Consider the following 15,218-nt stretch of genomic DNA (forward strand, 5'->3'; position numbering starts at 1 on the left):
GGCCCTGGGCCCACAGCCCGGACACCTTGTTGGAGTAGACGATCGACACGATCCCGAACGGCAGGCAGCACAGCACCGTGCACAGGATCGCCCAGACCAGATAGTTATCGGGCTCCTGCAATCCCGGTTGTTGCGCGGGCCATCCCGCCGCCGGTGGTTGGCCCTGCCATCCCGGGGGGTGCTGAGCTTGCCAGCCGGCGGGCTGCTGGCCCTGCCATTCCGGTTGTTGGCCTTGCCATTCCGGTTGCTGCCCAGGTCCTGGCGAACCTCCGGGCGGCACGGGAGGATAACTCATGGCGGCTGCCTTTCCCTCTAATTCCCTCGGCTGGCGAACAGCTTTACTTCCATAACGGTTTGCCCGCCGGAGAAGTCAGGTAAATATACTCCCAAATTTCGTTCTCGGGCCGAAAGATTGGCGGGTCGATTCAGATCCCACCGCGCGTCACCAGTTGCCGGGCGATCACATTTCGCTGGATCTCGTTGGTGCCTTCACCGACGATCATCAACGGTGCGTCCCGGAAGTAGCGTTCGACGTCGTATTCGGTGGAATAGCCGTAGCCGCCGTGGATTCGCACCGCGTTCAGCGCGATTTCCATGGCTACCTCCGAGGCGAACAATTTCGCCATCCCGGCTTCCATGTCGCAGCGTTCGCCGCTGTCGTACCGCTCGGCGGCATACCGGGTGAGCTGGCGGGCCGCGGTGAGTTTGGTCGCCATGTCGGCCAGGTAGTTACCGATCGACTGGTGCTGCCAGATGGGCTGGCCGAAACTCTCGCGCTGCTGGGCGTAGGCCAGCGCGTCCTCGAGCGCCGCGGTGGCTACCCCCAGGGCACGCGAGGCCACCTGGATGCGCCCTGTCTCGAGCCCCGTCATCATCTGCGAAAAGCCTTCGCCCGCAACGCCTCCCAGCAGCGCCGTCCGAGGTGCCCGGAAGTTGTCGAACGATAGTTCGCAGGATTCGACGCCCTTGTAACCCAGCTTGGGCAGGTCCCGCGACACCGTCAGGCCCGGCCCGTGCTCGACGAGCGCGATCGAGATGCCCTTGTGGCGCGGCCTGGCATCCGGGTCGGTCTTGCACAGCAGGGCGATCAGAGCGGAACGGCGCGCGTTGCTGATCCAGGTCTTGGATCCGTTGATCACGAGGTCGTCGGCGTCGGGCAGCGCGGTGGTCGTCATATTCTGCAGATCCGAGCCGCCGCCGGGCTCGGTTAGCGCCATGGTGGCGCGCACCTCTCCGCTTGCCATCCGCGGCAGGTAGGTCCGCTTCTGGTCCTCGGTGCCGAACAGCGTGAGCAGTTTGGCGACAACGGTGTGCCCGCCCATCGCCCCGGCCAGGCTCATCCAGCCGCGCGCCAGTTCCTCGGTGACGCGCACGTAGCACGGCATGGACACCGGCGACCCGCCGTATTCCTCCGGAACGGCCAGACCGTAGATGCCGATCCGCTTCATCTGTTCGATCCACGCCTCGGGGTAGGTGTTGGCGTGCTCGACCTCGCGAATGCTCGGTTTGACGTCGCGGTCGATGAATGCCCGCACCGTGGCGACCAGCATCTCTTCTTCGTCGTTCACCTGTGATCACGCTCCCCGATTTGCGCCGACCGTCGACTTGATGGGCAACAGCGTGCGAATCGGCACCAGTACGTCGACGTTGGGGTCTGATCCGAAGTTGACCCTCGATTCCACAGCCTGCCAGCATGGGGCGTTGTGACGAGTGACGGGTACGCGGGGATTCGAGACGGGGGGCCCTACTTCGACGACCTCTCGGTGGGGCAGGTGTTCGACTGGGCGCCGTCGATGACGTTGTCGTCGGGGTTGGCCGGCGCTCACCAGGCAATCGTGGGTGACCGGTTGCGCCTGGCGCTGGACGCCGATCTGTGCGGAGCGGTGACGGGCCTGCCGGCGCCGCTGGCCCATCCGGGGCTGGTGTGCGACGTGGCTATCGGGCAATCGACGTTGGTGACCCAGCGGGTCAAAGCCAATCTGTTCTATCGCGGCCTGGTGTTCCACCGGTTTCCGGTGATCGGCGATTCCCTCTACACCCGCACCGAAGTGGTTGGGCTGCGCGCGAATTCGCCCAAGCCGGGCCGGGCGCCGACCGGGCTGGTCGCGCTGCGGATGATCACGATCGACCAGGCCGATCAGCTGGTGCTCGACTTCTACCGGTGCGGCATGCTGCCCGCCGGCCCGGATTGGCAGCCCGACCAAAATGGGCCAGTGCCGGACGACGACCTGTCCGCCGTCGGCGCCGACGTGCCCGGCCCGGCCCACGATCCGACCGCGCAGTGGGACGGTGAGGTGTTCCGCGAAAAGGTGCCCGGCCCGCACTTCGATGCCGGCCTGGCGGGTTCGGTGTTGCACAGCACCGCCGACGTGGTCAGTAGCGCAGCCGAACTCGCCCGCCTGACATTGAATATCGCTGCCACGCATCATGATTCGCGCATCGGCGGGCGCCGGCTGGTGTACGGCGGACATACCATCGGGCTGGCGTTCGCGCAGGCGAGCAGGTTGCTGCCCAACCTGGTCACCGTCCTGAACTGGCAGTCCTGCGACCACACCGGACCCGTGCACGAGGGCGACACCCTGTACAGCGAGCTGCACGTCGAATCCGCCGAGCCGACCGATCACGGCGGCGTGCTGGGGCTGCGGTCGCTGGTATATGCGGTCGGCGATACGGAACCGGACCGTCCGGTGCTGGACTGGCGGTTTCACGCGCTGCAGTTCTGAGCGGGGTTCGCCGGTCTCCACTGCTAGCCACGCGCACAATGGGGGCGTGAGTTCGGCTTCGTCAGCGGGGGAGTCCCAGCAGGTCAAAGAGTGGGGGAGCAGCGGGCTGGCCCACTTGACCGGCCTGCCCGACGGCCCCGCCGACTTCTCCCGCGCCAATGTGCTGGCACGCGCGCACCAGGTCGCGACGGCCATCGGCGACCGACTGGGCATCGACGTCGATGCGGTGAGCCTGCTGGCCGGGCGGGCGGCCCTGCTGGGGCTGACCCGTGGCGGCCGGGTCTCGCCGGGCGGCGGCACCCGCCTGTTCCCCGCCCGGGACGGCTTTTGCGCCCTCACCCTTTCGCGCGCCGACGACCTCGATGCCGTCCCGGCGCTGCTCCAGGTGAATGACGTGTCCGCCGACCCGTGGCCGGTGTTGCAGCGCTGGGCCGCCACCCGTCCGGTGCCGGAGATCGTCGAGCGGGCGGGGCTGCTCGACCTTCCGGTTGCGGGCCTGGGCGAGGCCCCACCCGCGGCGCCGCGGATACGCCTTGCCGGATCGCGTTCGGCGCCGCGCGTCCCGCGGGGTTTGCTGGTGGCCGATCTGTCCTCGATGTGGGCGGGGCCGCTGTGCGGGCACCTGCTGGCCCGCGCCGGAGCGACCGTCGTCAAGGTCGAAAGCCCGCGCCGCCCGGACGGTACGCGGATCGGCAACCGGGCCTTTTTCGATTGGATCAACGGCCAAAAGCTATGTTACGAAGTTGATTTCGACAGCCAAGCCGACGAACTGCGTGAACTGCTCGCGGTCAGCGACGTCGTCATCGAGGGTTCCCGTCCCGCCGCGCTGGCGCGCCGTGGGCTCGCACCCGGTGACGTCACGCCGCGTGCGGGCCGAATCTGGTTGCAGATCACCGGATATGACGGCCACAGGCCGGGATTCGGGGACGACACCGCGGTGGCCGGCGGCCTGGTCGGCACCAGCGCCGACGGACCGGTGTTCTGCGGCGACGCCATCGCCGACCCGTTGGCCGGCCTGCAGGCAGCGCTGGCGGTGGCCGAATCCGTGGGCCGCGGTGGCGGCGAGTTGATCGGCGTATCCATGGCCGGGGTCGCCGCGACCTACGCGGCGCTGCCGGTCGAGGCGTCGGCCTCGCCGGCACCGGTGTCAGCCCCGTCGGCCCCGCCGGCGTCGCGTCAGGCGTCCTGGCCTGGCGCCGACAACGCGGCAGTGCGGTACCTGGTAAGCCAAAGACATGTGCCCTCATGCTGATTCAGCGCGCGACCCTACTTGACGGGACCACGACAGACATCCGGGTGGGCGCGCTGATCGAGGAGATGGCGCCGCCGGGCGAGGGTCTGGCGCCCCGGGCGGGGGAGGGCGTACTGTACGCGGGCGGCGGCACCGTCCTGCCCGGTCTGCACGACCACCATGTGCACGTGCGCTCGGCGGCCTCGGCGCTGGATTCGTTCTTCGTCGGGCCGCCCGGGGTGAGCACCGCATCGCAGCTCACGCAGTTGCTCGCGAACGCCACCCCGGGCCCCGATGGCTGGATTCGCGCTGTGGGATACCACGATTCGGTCGCCGGAGAACTCGATCGGGGCACCCTGGACGCCATCGTTCCCCACGTCCCGGTGCGCATCCAGCACCGCAGCGGGGCGCTGTGGATCCTCAATTCCGAGGCGCTGGGCCGCGTCGGCCTCGCCGAACATCCCGATGGGCGGCTGCGCAGCGCTGACCGGGGCTGGTCGTTGGCGCTGCAGCGGCGCGAAACCGATCTGGCCGAATTGAGCCGCCGAATCACCGCGACCGGCGTCACCGGCGTCACCGACGCAACCCCCGATCTCGATGCCGATGACATGGTGACGCTGATGACGGCGCACCGGCGCGGCGAGTTCCGGCCGCGGCTGAGTTTCCTGTCACCGGGCAAGAAGATCCTGCACGACGATCGCCTGGACCTCGACGCGCTTACGGAATGGATTGCGCGCCAACATGACAGCGGGCAGCCGGTCGCGGTGCACTGCGTGACCGCGGCGCAGCTGGTGCTCACGATCGCTGCGCTGCGCGCCGCCGGTGGCCATCCGCAGGACCGCATCGAACACGCCGCCGTCGTGCCCGACGACAACCTGGCCGACCTTGCCGAGCTCGGGATCACGGTGGTGACGCAGCCCAACTTCGTCGCCGAGCGCGGCGATCAGTACCTCGCCGAAGTTCCGGCCGCCGAGCACGATCAGCTGTGGCGCGTCGCCTCCCTGCGCAACGCGGCGGTGCCGGTCGCGCTGTCCACCGACATGCCGTTCGGACACGGCGACCCCTGGACGGCGATGCGCGCCGCGGTTCACCGCACCACGCCGCAGGGCGCCGTGCTGGGGGCACGCGAATGTGTCTCGGCGCGAGAGGCTTTGACGATGTTTCTGGGCAGGCCCGACCAGCCCGGGCGGCCGCGCACCGTGGAAATCGGGCAGGCAGGCGACCTATGCGTGCTGAACGAGCCGCCGGATGCGGCGCTGGCGGCCTTGGACGCCGGGCTGGTGGCGGCCACCGTCATCGGTGGTGAGCTGGTGTACTTCGCGATGTGACCCGTATCAAGCGGCGGTGGCCAGCGCCGCCCGGAGACCGTCGCATTGGCTGTCGAAAAACCCCCGGGAAACTTGGGCTTTCGGCAAGACGAGGTCGAAACCGTGGAAGGCGCCCGGGATGGTTTCGACCTGGCAGGGCACCCCCGCGGCGCGAAGGCGCTCGGCGTAGGCGAGGTCTTCATCGTGGAACAGGTCATGCGTGCCCACACCGATCCAGGCCGGTGGCAATCCGCTGAGGTCGTTGCGGCGCCCGGGAACGGCGACCTGCGGGTCGGCGTTGCCCAGGTATGCCGCCCAACCGAACCGGTTGCTGCGATTGTCCCACAGCCGGTAGTTCGCATTGGGCGCGGTGGCCGAACTTCGGTCGTCGAGCATGGGATAGGTCAGCAGCTGGAACGCCGGGCTCACCTCGGCGCGGTCGCGGGCCAGCAGGGCCAGGGCCGCCGCAAGCCCTCCGCCGGCGCTGGCGCCGCCGATGGCGATGCGGTAGCGGTCCACCGATGGCAGCCCGGCCAGCCAGGCCAGCGCCGCATAGCAGTCTTCCAGCGGTGCGGGATAGGGATGTTCGGGCGCCAGGCGGTAATCCACCGACGCGACGGTGATGCCGAGGCGCCTGCTGAATCTGCGACAGAGCCTGTCGTCCTGTTGGGCGGTGCCCACCACGTATCCGCCGCCGTGGATCCACAGCAGCGCGGGTGCGGCGTCGGTGACCCCGGCGGGCCGGAACAGCCGAACGCCGGCCCCGGAATCGAGCGTGATCGCCTCGACGCCGGCGACGGGCTTGCCGAGGCGCCCCCGCCAGGCGTGACCCACCCGCATGATCGGCAGGGTCCGGGGGCCGACGAGCCGCCGGGGGGCGAAGCGGGCAAACCGCCGCAGGTCAGGATGAACATCGTTGTTCGTCACCGCATCAGTATCACCGACGCGGAAAATCAATGAACGGCGATGTGTGATCCGCCGTGCGCGCTACGACTTCAGGAGGCAGCGTGACCGCCGACAATTCCCGGCTGGCTTCGCAGTTGGTCGATACGGCTCTCGGGGTGATCCGGGTGCGGGTGAGCGCGGGCACCGGGCCCGCCGTGCTGATGTGGCCCAGCCTGTTGATGACGGGTGAGCTGTGGGCGGGCCAGGCTGCACGCTTCGGCGACACCCACCGCCTGGTCCTCATCGATCCGCCCGGCCACGGGGGCAGCGCACCGCTGCGCGCGATGTTCGGCTTCACCGACTGCGCGCGCTGCGTCGTCGACCTGCTCGACGCCCTCGGCATCGACAAGGCCCACTTCGTCGGGAATTCGTGGGGCGGGATGATCGGCGGCACATTCGCCGCCCTCTACCCCGACCGCCTCGACCGCGCGGTACTGATGAATTGCACGGCCTCGAAAGCCGGTGTCGCGCAGAAGATGCAATATGCGGCCATGGTGTGGTTGGCGAAGGCGCTGGGAGGGATCCGGCCGCCGCTGACCCGCTCGGCCATCCGGGCCTTCTTGGGACCTACGACGCTGCGCACGCGCCCAGACGTGGTGGACACCGTGCGGACCAATGTGGCTTCGGTGAACGCGGATTCGGCCCGCTGGGCGGTGCGCAGCGTGGTTTCGGCGCGGCCGGACCAGCACGCCCTGCTGGGTCGCGTCACGGCCCCGGTGCTGGTGGTCGCCGGCGCGGAAGACGCCACCTTCCCGGTGGCCGAGACCCGCGCGATGGCCGACTCCATCCGGGGCGCGTCCTTCACCGTGCTCGACGGGGTCGCCCACCTCGCGGCGCTGGAAGATCCCGCGCGGGTGAATGAGCTGCTGGACGCATTCTTGTTCGGCTGATCCTTGACAGGACCCAGGGGCAGCGAAAAACCCTGCTGGTGACCACGATTCGGGCGCTCCCGGTTGCCCGGCGACCAGGCCGGTCCACCATTAATCGGCGCCGATAGTGAACCACCGTGGCCGCTAGAACGTAGCCGCAGGAAGGGCCTTGAACAAGAGATGGATTAGCCGAGCCACGATCGGGGTATCGGAGCAATGCTGGCGCACGTGCTTGCCGTCAGCTTGTTGGGGTTTACCGGTACGTCGCCGCAACGTCCTTCGGGGGACCGAGCGTCGCTACGCCGCCCGATCGGCCAGGACGCGAGGGACGTGAAATGCTTGGGCAACTTTACGATCGGGCACTCGGCGGCGAGCGATGTTGGATCCGTCATGACGACGGCGAACTGCGGCCACTGCCGGCGCACAAATGGTTGGGTGTGCGATGTCCCGGTGATGGATCTGGTGGCGCCTTCGACGAAGTCTTCGACGAAGCCGTCACGCAGATGTGCACCGGGCCGACAATCGAGCTGGGCTGCGGTCCGGGCCGGTTGGTCGCGAGGCTGGTTCAGCGGGGCATCCCCGCGCTCGGTATCGACCGGTCCGCGACCGCGATCCAGCTGGCGGGTCGGGGCGGTGCGCCGGCCCTGTTGGGCGATGTGTTCGAGCCGTTGCCGGGAATGGGCCTGTGGCAGACGGTTTTGCTGGTCGACGGCAATGTCGGGCTGGGCGGGGATCCACGCCGGATTCTTGGGCGCGCCTTCGAGCTGCTGGCCCGCGGTGGCCGTTGCATCGCCGAGTTCGAATCCGAGGCCATCGGCATCTGTGCGCGATGGGTCCGGCTGGAGGCGGCGGGCGAGGTCGGGCCCTGGTTTCGCTGGGCATCCGTCGGGGTGGACAGCGCTGCGGCGCTGGCCGCGCAGGTGGGGCTGACGCTGACCAGCGTCAGCCTTGTCGGTGGCCGGGTGATCGCCGACCTGACGGCCAGGTAAGCGTGTCGTACACAGCAACATTCATCGTCCACAAAGGACCGCGAAAAGCGGATCAAACAGCGTAAATACCGCCTCCAGCGGGCGCATTGGGCAAAGCGTCTTCGCCACCCTCGCCCGTTCGACGGAAACGTCAGTTTGTGAATCGTGGTGAGGGGTACAGTCCCCTGCATGACGGTGAGTGGACCGGGCATTACCGATTGTGTGAAATGGTTGCTGCGGGCCCGTCCCGGCGACTATGCGCTGGCGTTGAGTGTGGCGGGGGCTTCGCTACCCGTGGTCGGCAAGCACCTCGAGCCCCTGGGTGGTTTGACCGCCATGGGTGTCTGGGGAGCCCGGCACGCACCGGAGGCAATCTCCGCGGCGACCAAGGACTGGTTCACGCCGGGAATCAACGACGTTCGCCGCCGCGACCGAGAGAGCACGCAGCAGGTCTCCCTCGCTGCGTTGCGCGGGGTCGTGTCGGCAGCCGATCTCGAGATGGACTGGCCCGTTGCCGAAAAAACCCCGCCGATCTGGGAGGGGCTGCGCCAGCGCCGCTATCTCTACCGCCGCGCGGTGCACTACGGCGACCACCCCGATCAGGTGCTTGACGTCTGGCGGCGCAAAGACCTGCCCGCGCAACCCGCGCCGGTCCTGATCTTCCTGCCCGGCGGGGCCTGGGTGCACGGCAAGTGCATGGGTCAGGGGTCGGCGCTCATGTCGCGGCTCGCCGAGCAGGGCTGGGTATGCCTGGCGGTCAACTACCGCGTCTCGCCACACCACCGCTGGCCGCGCCACATCATCGACGTCAAAACGGCCATCGCGTGGGCCCGCGCCAACGTCGACAAGTTCGGCGGCGACCGCGATTTCGTTGCGATAGCGGGATGTTCGGCGGGCGGCCACCTGTGCGCGCTGGCCGGGCTCACCCCCGACGATCCGCAGTTCCAGGGCAAGCTGCCCGAGGGCGCGGACACCTCGGTGGACGCGGTCGTCGGGATCTACGGCCGCTACGACTGGGAGGACCGCTCGACGCCGGAGCGTGAACGGTTCGTCGAGTTCCTGGAGCGCGTCGTGGTGAAGAAGTCGATTGCGCGGCGCCCCGACATCTTTCACGACGCCTCGCCGATCGCGCGTGTGCACCGCAACGCGCCGCCCTTCCTGGTCATACATGGCAGCAAAGACTCCGTGATCCCCGTCGAACAGGCGCGCAGCTTCGTCGAACGGCTCCGTGCGGTGTCGCATTCGATGGTCGGCTACCTCGAATTCCCCGGCGCCGGCCACGGGTATGACCTCATCGATGGCGAGCGAGCCGGCGCCGCCGCGCACGTCGCCTCACTGTTCCTCAACCAGATCTACCGCACCAAGACACGCGTCGGGGCAAAAGAGGTTATCTGACCGCCAGCGCTGAGTATGGTCCCTCTATGGGCAAGGGGCTGCGGTGAAGAGGCTTAGCGGGTGGGACGCCGTACTGCTGTACAGCGAAACTCCGAACGTCCACATGCACACCATCAAAGCGGCCGTCATCGAGCTGGACGTCGATCGGCACTCGTTCGACATCGACGCGTTTCGCGAAGTCATTGCCGGGCGGCTGAACAAGCTCGATCCGTTCTGCTACCAGCTCGTCGAGGTGCCGCTGCACTTACACCACCCCATGTGGCGGGAGAACTGCGAACTCGATTTGGACTATCACATTCGCCCATGGCGGGTGTCGCCGCCCGGAGGCCGCCGCGAACTGGACGAGGCCATCGGGCAAATCGCCAGCACACAGCTCGACCGCAGCCGTCCGCTGTGGGAGATGTACTTCGTGGAGGGCTTGGCTAACAACCGGATTGCGGTCGTCGGCAAAATTCACCACGCCCTGGCCGACGGCGTTGCGTCGGCGAACCTGCTGGCCCGGGGCATGGATCTGCAGCCCGGTCCGGAGGACAAGCCGTACGTGTGCGACCCGGCTCCCACCGCGCGGCAACTGGTGACGTCGGCATTCGCCGACCACATGCGCCATGTCGGAGCGTTGCCCCACACCATCCGCTACACGGCCCAGGGGTTGGGCCGGGTGCGCCGCAGCTCCCGCAAGTTATCCCCGGAACTGACGCGGCCTTTCGAGCCGCCGCCGACCTTCATGAACCACAAGATCACCCCGGAACGGCGGTTCGCGACCGCCACCCTGGCGTTGGCGGACGTCAAGGAGACCGGCAAGCGGCTCGGGGCGACGATCAACGACATGGTGCTGGCCATGGCGACCGGCGCCTTGCGCACCCTGCTGTTGCGATACGACGGCAAAGCCGAACCGTTGCTGGCGTCGGTACCGATGAGTTTCGACTTCTCCCCCGAACGGATCTCGGGCAATCGCTTCACCGGCGTGCTGGTGGGTCTGCCGACCAATTCCGACGATCCGCTGGAGCGAGTGCGGTGCTGTCACGAAAACGCCATCGCCGCCAAGGAAAGCAACCAGCTGATGGGGCCGGAGCTGGTCAGCAGGTGGGCGGCCTACATGCCACCGGCGCCCACCCAGGCCTTCTTCCGGTGGGCCTCCGCTCGCGACGGACACAACAAGATCCTCAACCTGAACATCTCCAACGTGCCAGGCCCCCGGGAACACGGCCGGGTGGGCGGGGCCCTGGTCACCGAGATCTATTCGGTGGGCCCGTTGACCGCCGGCAGCGGCCTCAACATCACCGTGTGGAGTTATGTCGATCAGCTCAACATCTCGGTGCTCTCGGACGGCTCCACGCTTGAGGACCCGCACGAGGTTTCCGAGGCCATGGTCGCCGACTTCATCGAGATACGCAGGGCCGCAGGGCTTTCCGAGAACCTGACGGTCATCGAAGCTGCGATGGCTCCGGCGTGATCGTCACGGATTCCTAGCCGCTCGACTCCGGCGGTAAGCCGAATCTCTCCGGGGCGTTAACGCCATTTCCGCCGACCGTTACCATCGGTCCGACAGGAGCTATCTCAGAGCCACCGATCCGTGTAAGGAGCTGCGGCACCGTGAGCAGTGGAAGCCAAGAGGCCGGCACCGAAGAACCCGAGGTTCTGGTCGAACAACGGGATCGAATCCTCATCATCACGATCAACCGGCCGAAGGCCAAGAATGCGGTCAACTCCGCGGTGGCCAATGGACTGGCCGCCGCCGTGGATCGGCTCGACAACGAGACCGGCCTCTCGGTGGGCATCCTCACCGGGGCCGGCGGTTCATTCTGCGCGGGCATGGACCTCAAGGCCTTCGCCCGCGGCGAGCTACCCATCGTCGAGGGCCGCGGCATGGGCTTCACCGAGCGTCCCCCCGTCAAGCCGCTGATCGCGGCGGTGGAGGGCTACGCGCTGGCCGGCGGCACCGAGCTGGCGCTGGCCACCGACCTGATCGTGGCCTCGAGGGACTCGGCGTTCGGCATTCCGGAAGTCAAGCGTGGGCTGGTCGCGGGCGGGGGCGGGCTGCTGCGGCTACCGCAGCGCATCCCGTCCGCGATTGCCATGGAATTGGCGCTGACCGGTGAAAACCTGAGCGCGGAGCGCGCGCACGCGCTGGGCATGGTCAACGTGCTGGCCGACCCCGGCGCCGCGCTGGACGCCGCGATCGAGCTGGCCGAAAAGATCGCGGCGAATGGGCCGCTCGCGGTGGCCGCCACCAAGCGGATCATCGTCGAGTCCCGCGGCTGGAGCCCCGACGAGATGTTCGCCGAGCAGAACAAGCTGCTGACTCCGGTGTTCTCCTCCAACGACGCCAAGGAAGGCGCCATCGCGTTCGCGGAGAAGCGCCCACCGAAGTGGACGGGCACTTAATCGGTCAGGTAGCGCTGCAGCGTCGGCCCCAGCCAGCCGACCAGGTCCTCGACGGTGGTCGACGCGAGCGGCTCTATCTTCAGCTGGTAGCGCGCGAATGCGAGCCCGGCCAGGTGGCTGGCCACCAGCTCGACCCGTAGCTGCGCGTCGGTCACCCCGAATTCCCCCGCGACCCGCGTGGCGATTGGGCCGGCGAGGCTGTCGTGCAACACCTTTCGCGCCTCGGGGTGGATCGCCGCCGAACGCCACAGCGTCAGGAACGGCTCGAAGACGGCGCCTTCCTCCCAGTGCTCGAGGAAGCGCCGCGCCAGCCTCTCGCCGATTCGTTGGGTGCCCTCGTCGAGCAGCGTGGCCAGCTGGTGCAACGGATGCTCGGGACCGGTCAGTGTGGACGCGGTGAATAAGCCGTCCTTATTGCCGAAAAAGTAGTAGACCATCGCGACGTCGACACCGGCGTCGGCCGCGATCGCGCGGACCGTAGCCCGCTCGTACCCGTCGCGCATGAAGCGTTCGCGCGCCGCGTCGATGATGCGCTGGCGGTTCAGTTGACCGGTCCGCCACCGGCCGGCGCGCCGCGCTCCTGGCATGCCCGCCAGAATACTTCAACAAGCGTTGGCAAATGCCGTCGTGCGGCGTAGGTTAGTTGTTGAACGGAGGTTGAAGTATTCGACGGAGGAGGTCTTCCATGGTGACGAGCACGCGACGACGCCTCTGGTGGCGACACCTGATGTCCGTCCTGCTGTTCCCGGTGACGGTGACGCTCGTGGTGCCGGCCCTGATCGTCTTCCCGGCGGGCGTGCGCGCGCCGCACCTGGATGCCGCGCTGACGGCCGGGCTGATCACTGTCGGCTCCTTGCTGATCGCCGCAGGCGTGGCCCTGATGATCTGGACAAACGTGCTGTTCGACCGAGTGGGCGAGGGGACGCTCGGGCTGGGCAATGTGATGGGAGAGCCGGTGCATCTGGTCGTGCGGGGCCCCTACCGGCACGTGCGGAACCCGATGATCACCGGTGTGCTGTGCATCCTGCTCGGCGAGGCGGCCGTCGCCGCATCGGGCTCGCTATTGCTCTGGTTCGCAATCTTTTTCACGTTCCAGGCGATCGCCATTCGGTTTTGGGAGGAGCCCCATCTCACCGAGCGCTATGGCGGTGAATACGTCGCCTATCGGGCCAACGTGCCACGCTGGATCCCGCGAGTGTCGGCCTGGGATCCGCCCGTTCGTCGCTGAGGCGGTGGCGGAGCGCCCGGCACTGATTTTCCTGTCCCATCCCCGCCGACGAGGGGTCAGACGGTCATGCCATCAGCGCCGACGGACCCGTCGTGACCAGGGCGCCTGTTACGCGGCAAGCTCGGCATCGGAGGACAACGCGGCTGGGTTACACTGCAGGCGAGATTTGTAAAGGCCCGGAATCCAGAAAGATCGAGGATGAGCATTTCGTTGCTGCTGGAGATGGCCGCATCGGGCAACGCCGAGCGCACGGCGGTCGTGTCCGGAGACTTGCGGCTGACAACACAACAGCTCAGCGAGCTCGCCGACGGTGGCGCGGGGGTGATCGCCGCATCGAACGCCAAGCACGTCGCGTACGTGGGCACCGGCGGCGCGATGTTGCCGGTGCTGATCTTCGCCGCGGCGCGCGCCGGGGTGGCCTTCACGCCGATCAATTACCGGCTCTCGGCGGAGGGCATCCAGGCGCTGATCGAGCGGCTACCCGAGCCGTTGGTGATCGTCGACAGCCGCTACCGCGACGCGGTCGGCGGGGCGACGGACAACGTGATCGTCTCCGACGACTTCCTGGCGACCGCGCGCACCGCCGAACCCGCCACTGAAAGTCTCGTGTTCCCCGACCCGGACTCCGTCGCCGTCGTGCTGTTCACCTCGGGCACCACGTCGCAGCCCAAGGCCGTCGAACTCTCGCACAACAACCTGACCAGTTACGTCACGGGGACGGTGGAATTCGGGGCGGCCTCCGAGACCGACGCCGCCCTGATTTGCGTGCCGCCGTATCACATCGCCGGGGTCAGCGCCGCGCTGTCGAATCTCTATGCCGGCCGCAAGATGGTGTACCTGCCGAATTTCGATGCGCAGGAATGGGTTCGGCTGATCCAGGCCGAGAACGTGACTACCGCGACGGTGGTGCCGACCATGCTGGACCGCATCGTCACGGTGCTGGAGAACGGCGACGGGGCGGCCATCGAGCTGCCGTCGCTGCGCAACCTGGCCTACGGCGGCTCCAAGGTCGGCCTGCCGCTGGTCCGTCGTGCCCTCGAGCTGCTGCCCGATGTGGGCTTCGTCAACGCCTACGGCCTGACCGAGACCAGCTCGACGATCGCGGTGTTGACGCCCGACGACCATCGCGCGGCGCAAGCGGCGGATGGGCCCGATGTCGCCCGCCGGCTGGGATCGGTGGGTCGAGCGGTGGCGGGCATCGAGCTGCAGATCCGCGACGAGGCCGGCAACGTGCTGCCGCCGGGTGAGACCGGCGAATTGTTCGTGCGCGGAGAGCAGGTGTCGGGCCGCTACACCGGGATCGGCTCGGTGCTCGATGAAAACGGCTGGTTTCCCACCAAGGACATCGCCATGCTCGACGACGAGGGCTACCTGTTCATCGGCGGGCGCAGCGACGACACGATCATCCGCGGCGGCGAGAACATCGCGCCCGCCGAGCTGGAAGAGGTTCTGGTCGAGCACCCGCACGTGCGTGACGTCGCCGTGGTCGGTGTCGAGGATCCGCAGTGGGGCCAGGCGATCGTCGCGGTGGTGGTACCCGCGGCGGGCACCGACCCCGACCCCGAAGAATTGCGCGACTTCGTCCGCAAGAGTTTGCGCGGATCGCGCACTCCCGACGAGGTAGTGTTTCGCGACGAGCTGCCCACCACCGCCACCGGCAAGGTCTTGCGGCGGGAAATCATCCAGACCCTGACCGGATTGCGCGCCGCGCCGGCCCAGCAGTAAGCGATCAAGGACGGAAATCAATGATCAAGAACGGAACTCGTCTCGCCAGCCAGGTCTGTGACACGCAGGTGATCGTCGTCAGAAGTGCCGACAGCCTGGACGATCTGCGGTGCGGGGGTGCGCCGATGGTGCCGGTCGGTGGCGAGCGGTCGGGCGAACTGGACCCGGCGTTCGCTGACGGCACGGTCATGGGCAAGCGCTACGTTGACGAAACCGGTGCCGAGGTGCTGGTGACCAAGCCGGGCGCGGGCAGCCTGAGCATCGGGCAGACCGCCCTGCAGCTCAAAGAGGTCAAGCCGCTACCGGCCAGCGACTGAGCGGGTCACCGCGCGGCACCCTGCTTGCCCGGAATCTTGTTCCGGGCAACGAATTCCTTTGCCTTGATCAAGAATTCGAGCTGCTCGCCCACCTGGTGTAGCGGGCCCGCATTGCGTGTGGAGCG

General features: G+C 67.9%; 15 protein-coding genes and 1 pseudogene. 11 read left to right on the forward strand and 5 right to left on the reverse strand.

Annotation, left to right across the window (positions count from 1 at the left end; all coding sequences use genetic code 11):
* A partial coding sequence (locus tag A5652_RS10125) for a CD225/dispanin family protein (protein ID WP_197513887.1) occupies nucleotides 1–295 on the reverse strand: 295 nt, incomplete at its 3' end.
* A 130-nt stretch (nucleotides 296–425) separates the two neighbouring features.
* Nucleotides 426–1,568, reverse strand: a complete 1,143-nt coding sequence (locus A5652_RS10130) for an acyl-CoA dehydrogenase family protein (protein ID WP_197513889.1) — start codon at nucleotides 1,566–1,568, stop codon at nucleotides 426–428.
* A gap of 135 nt (nucleotides 1,569–1,703) precedes the next feature.
* Here A5652_RS10130 and A5652_RS10135 point away from each other — a divergent pair, with 135 nt between their 5' ends.
* The 3 genes from A5652_RS10135 to A5652_RS10145 are packed head-to-tail and all read left to right on the forward strand — an operon-like array spanning nucleotide 1,704 to nucleotide 5,282.
* The gene (locus tag A5652_RS10135) at nucleotides 1,704–2,723 is read left to right on the forward strand and encodes a MaoC family dehydratase (RefSeq protein ID WP_067350088.1); all 1,020 of its coding nucleotides are present in this window, start codon (nucleotides 1,704–1,706) and stop codon (nucleotides 2,721–2,723) included.
* 46 nt (nucleotides 2,724–2,769) lie between these two features.
* Nucleotides 2,770–3,975, forward strand: a complete 1,206-nt coding sequence (locus A5652_RS10140) for a CoA transferase (RefSeq protein ID WP_067350091.1) — start codon at nucleotides 2,770–2,772, stop codon at nucleotides 3,973–3,975.
* On the forward strand, nucleotides 3,969–5,282 hold the full coding sequence (locus tag A5652_RS10145; protein ID WP_067350093.1) for an amidohydrolase family protein: 1,314 nt from the start codon (nucleotides 3,969–3,971) through the stop codon (nucleotides 5,280–5,282). The genes A5652_RS10140 and A5652_RS10145 overlap by 7 nt, the downstream gene beginning before the upstream one ends.
* Before the next feature lie 6 nt (nucleotides 5,283–5,288).
* Here the strand turns inward: A5652_RS10145 and A5652_RS10150 are convergent, their stop codons facing one another.
* Nucleotides 5,289–6,188 (reverse strand): alpha/beta hydrolase, encoded by a 900-nt coding sequence (locus A5652_RS10150; protein WP_067350096.1) that lies wholly within the window; start codon nucleotides 6,186–6,188, stop codon nucleotides 5,289–5,291.
* Between the two features lie 179 nt (nucleotides 6,189–6,367).
* On the opposite strand from A5652_RS10150, the gene A5652_RS10155 reads away from it, so the two are divergent.
* The 5 genes from A5652_RS10155 (at nucleotide 6,368) to A5652_RS10175 (ending at nucleotide 11,823) form a co-directional block, all read left to right on the forward strand.
* Complete coding sequence (locus A5652_RS10155) at nucleotides 6,368–7,096, forward strand: alpha/beta fold hydrolase (protein WP_067350124.1); 729 nt, start codon at nucleotides 6,368–6,370, stop codon at nucleotides 7,094–7,096.
* 314 nt (nucleotides 7,097–7,410) lie between these two features.
* Nucleotides 7,411–8,064 carry an SAM-dependent methyltransferase gene (locus A5652_RS10160; protein WP_067350099.1) on the forward strand — a complete coding sequence of 218 codons (654 nt, stop codon included), beginning with the start codon at nucleotides 7,411–7,413 and terminating at the stop codon, nucleotides 8,062–8,064.
* 168 nt (nucleotides 8,065–8,232) lie between these two features.
* Complete coding sequence (locus tag A5652_RS10165; protein ID WP_067350102.1) at nucleotides 8,233–9,438, forward strand: alpha/beta hydrolase; 1,206 nt, start codon at nucleotides 8,233–8,235, stop codon at nucleotides 9,436–9,438.
* A gap of 43 nt (nucleotides 9,439–9,481) precedes the next feature.
* Nucleotides 9,482–10,891 carry a wax ester/triacylglycerol synthase family O-acyltransferase gene (locus A5652_RS10170; RefSeq protein ID WP_067350104.1) on the forward strand — a complete coding sequence of 470 codons (1,410 nt, stop codon included), beginning with the start codon at nucleotides 9,482–9,484 and terminating at the stop codon, nucleotides 10,889–10,891.
* Between the two features lie 140 nt (nucleotides 10,892–11,031).
* Complete coding sequence (locus A5652_RS10175; protein WP_067350107.1) at nucleotides 11,032–11,823, forward strand: crotonase/enoyl-CoA hydratase family protein; 792 nt, start codon at nucleotides 11,032–11,034, stop codon at nucleotides 11,821–11,823.
* On the opposite strand, the gene A5652_RS10180 is transcribed toward A5652_RS10175, so the two are convergent.
* A complete protein-coding gene (locus A5652_RS10180) occupies nucleotides 11,820–12,410 on the reverse strand; it encodes a TetR/AcrR family transcriptional regulator (RefSeq protein WP_067350110.1) in 591 nt (196 codons plus the stop codon). The two genes, A5652_RS10175 and A5652_RS10180, sit on opposite strands and share 4 nt — an antisense overlap.
* A 98-nt stretch (nucleotides 12,411–12,508) precedes the next feature.
* On the opposite strand from A5652_RS10180, the gene A5652_RS10185 reads away from it, so the two are divergent.
* From A5652_RS10185 to A5652_RS10195, 3 genes are all read left to right on the forward strand, one after another.
* Nucleotides 12,509–13,051, forward strand: coding sequence for an isoprenylcysteine carboxylmethyltransferase family protein (locus A5652_RS10185; protein ID WP_067350114.1), 543 nt, complete (start codon nucleotides 12,509–12,511; stop codon nucleotides 13,049–13,051).
* Nucleotides 13,052–13,249: 198 nt separating this feature from the next.
* Nucleotides 13,250–14,776 carry a class I adenylate-forming enzyme family protein gene (locus tag A5652_RS10190; protein WP_067350117.1) on the forward strand — a complete coding sequence of 509 codons (1,527 nt, stop codon included), beginning with the start codon at nucleotides 13,250–13,252 and terminating at the stop codon, nucleotides 14,774–14,776.
* Nucleotides 14,777–14,796: 20 nt separating this feature from the next.
* On the forward strand, nucleotides 14,797–15,093 hold the full coding sequence (locus A5652_RS10195) for a hypothetical protein (protein WP_067124006.1): 297 nt from the start codon (nucleotides 14,797–14,799) through the stop codon (nucleotides 15,091–15,093).
* Between the two features lie 5 nt (nucleotides 15,094–15,098).
* Here A5652_RS10195 and A5652_RS28530 read toward each other — a convergent pair.
* Nucleotides 15,099–15,218, reverse strand: a pseudogene (locus A5652_RS28530) (TetR/AcrR family transcriptional regulator); the annotation flags it as partial.

It is taken from the genome of Mycobacterium sp. 1165178.9 (assembly GCF_001673555.1).
GTDB lineage: Bacteria > Actinomycetota > Actinomycetes > Mycobacteriales > Mycobacteriaceae > Mycobacterium.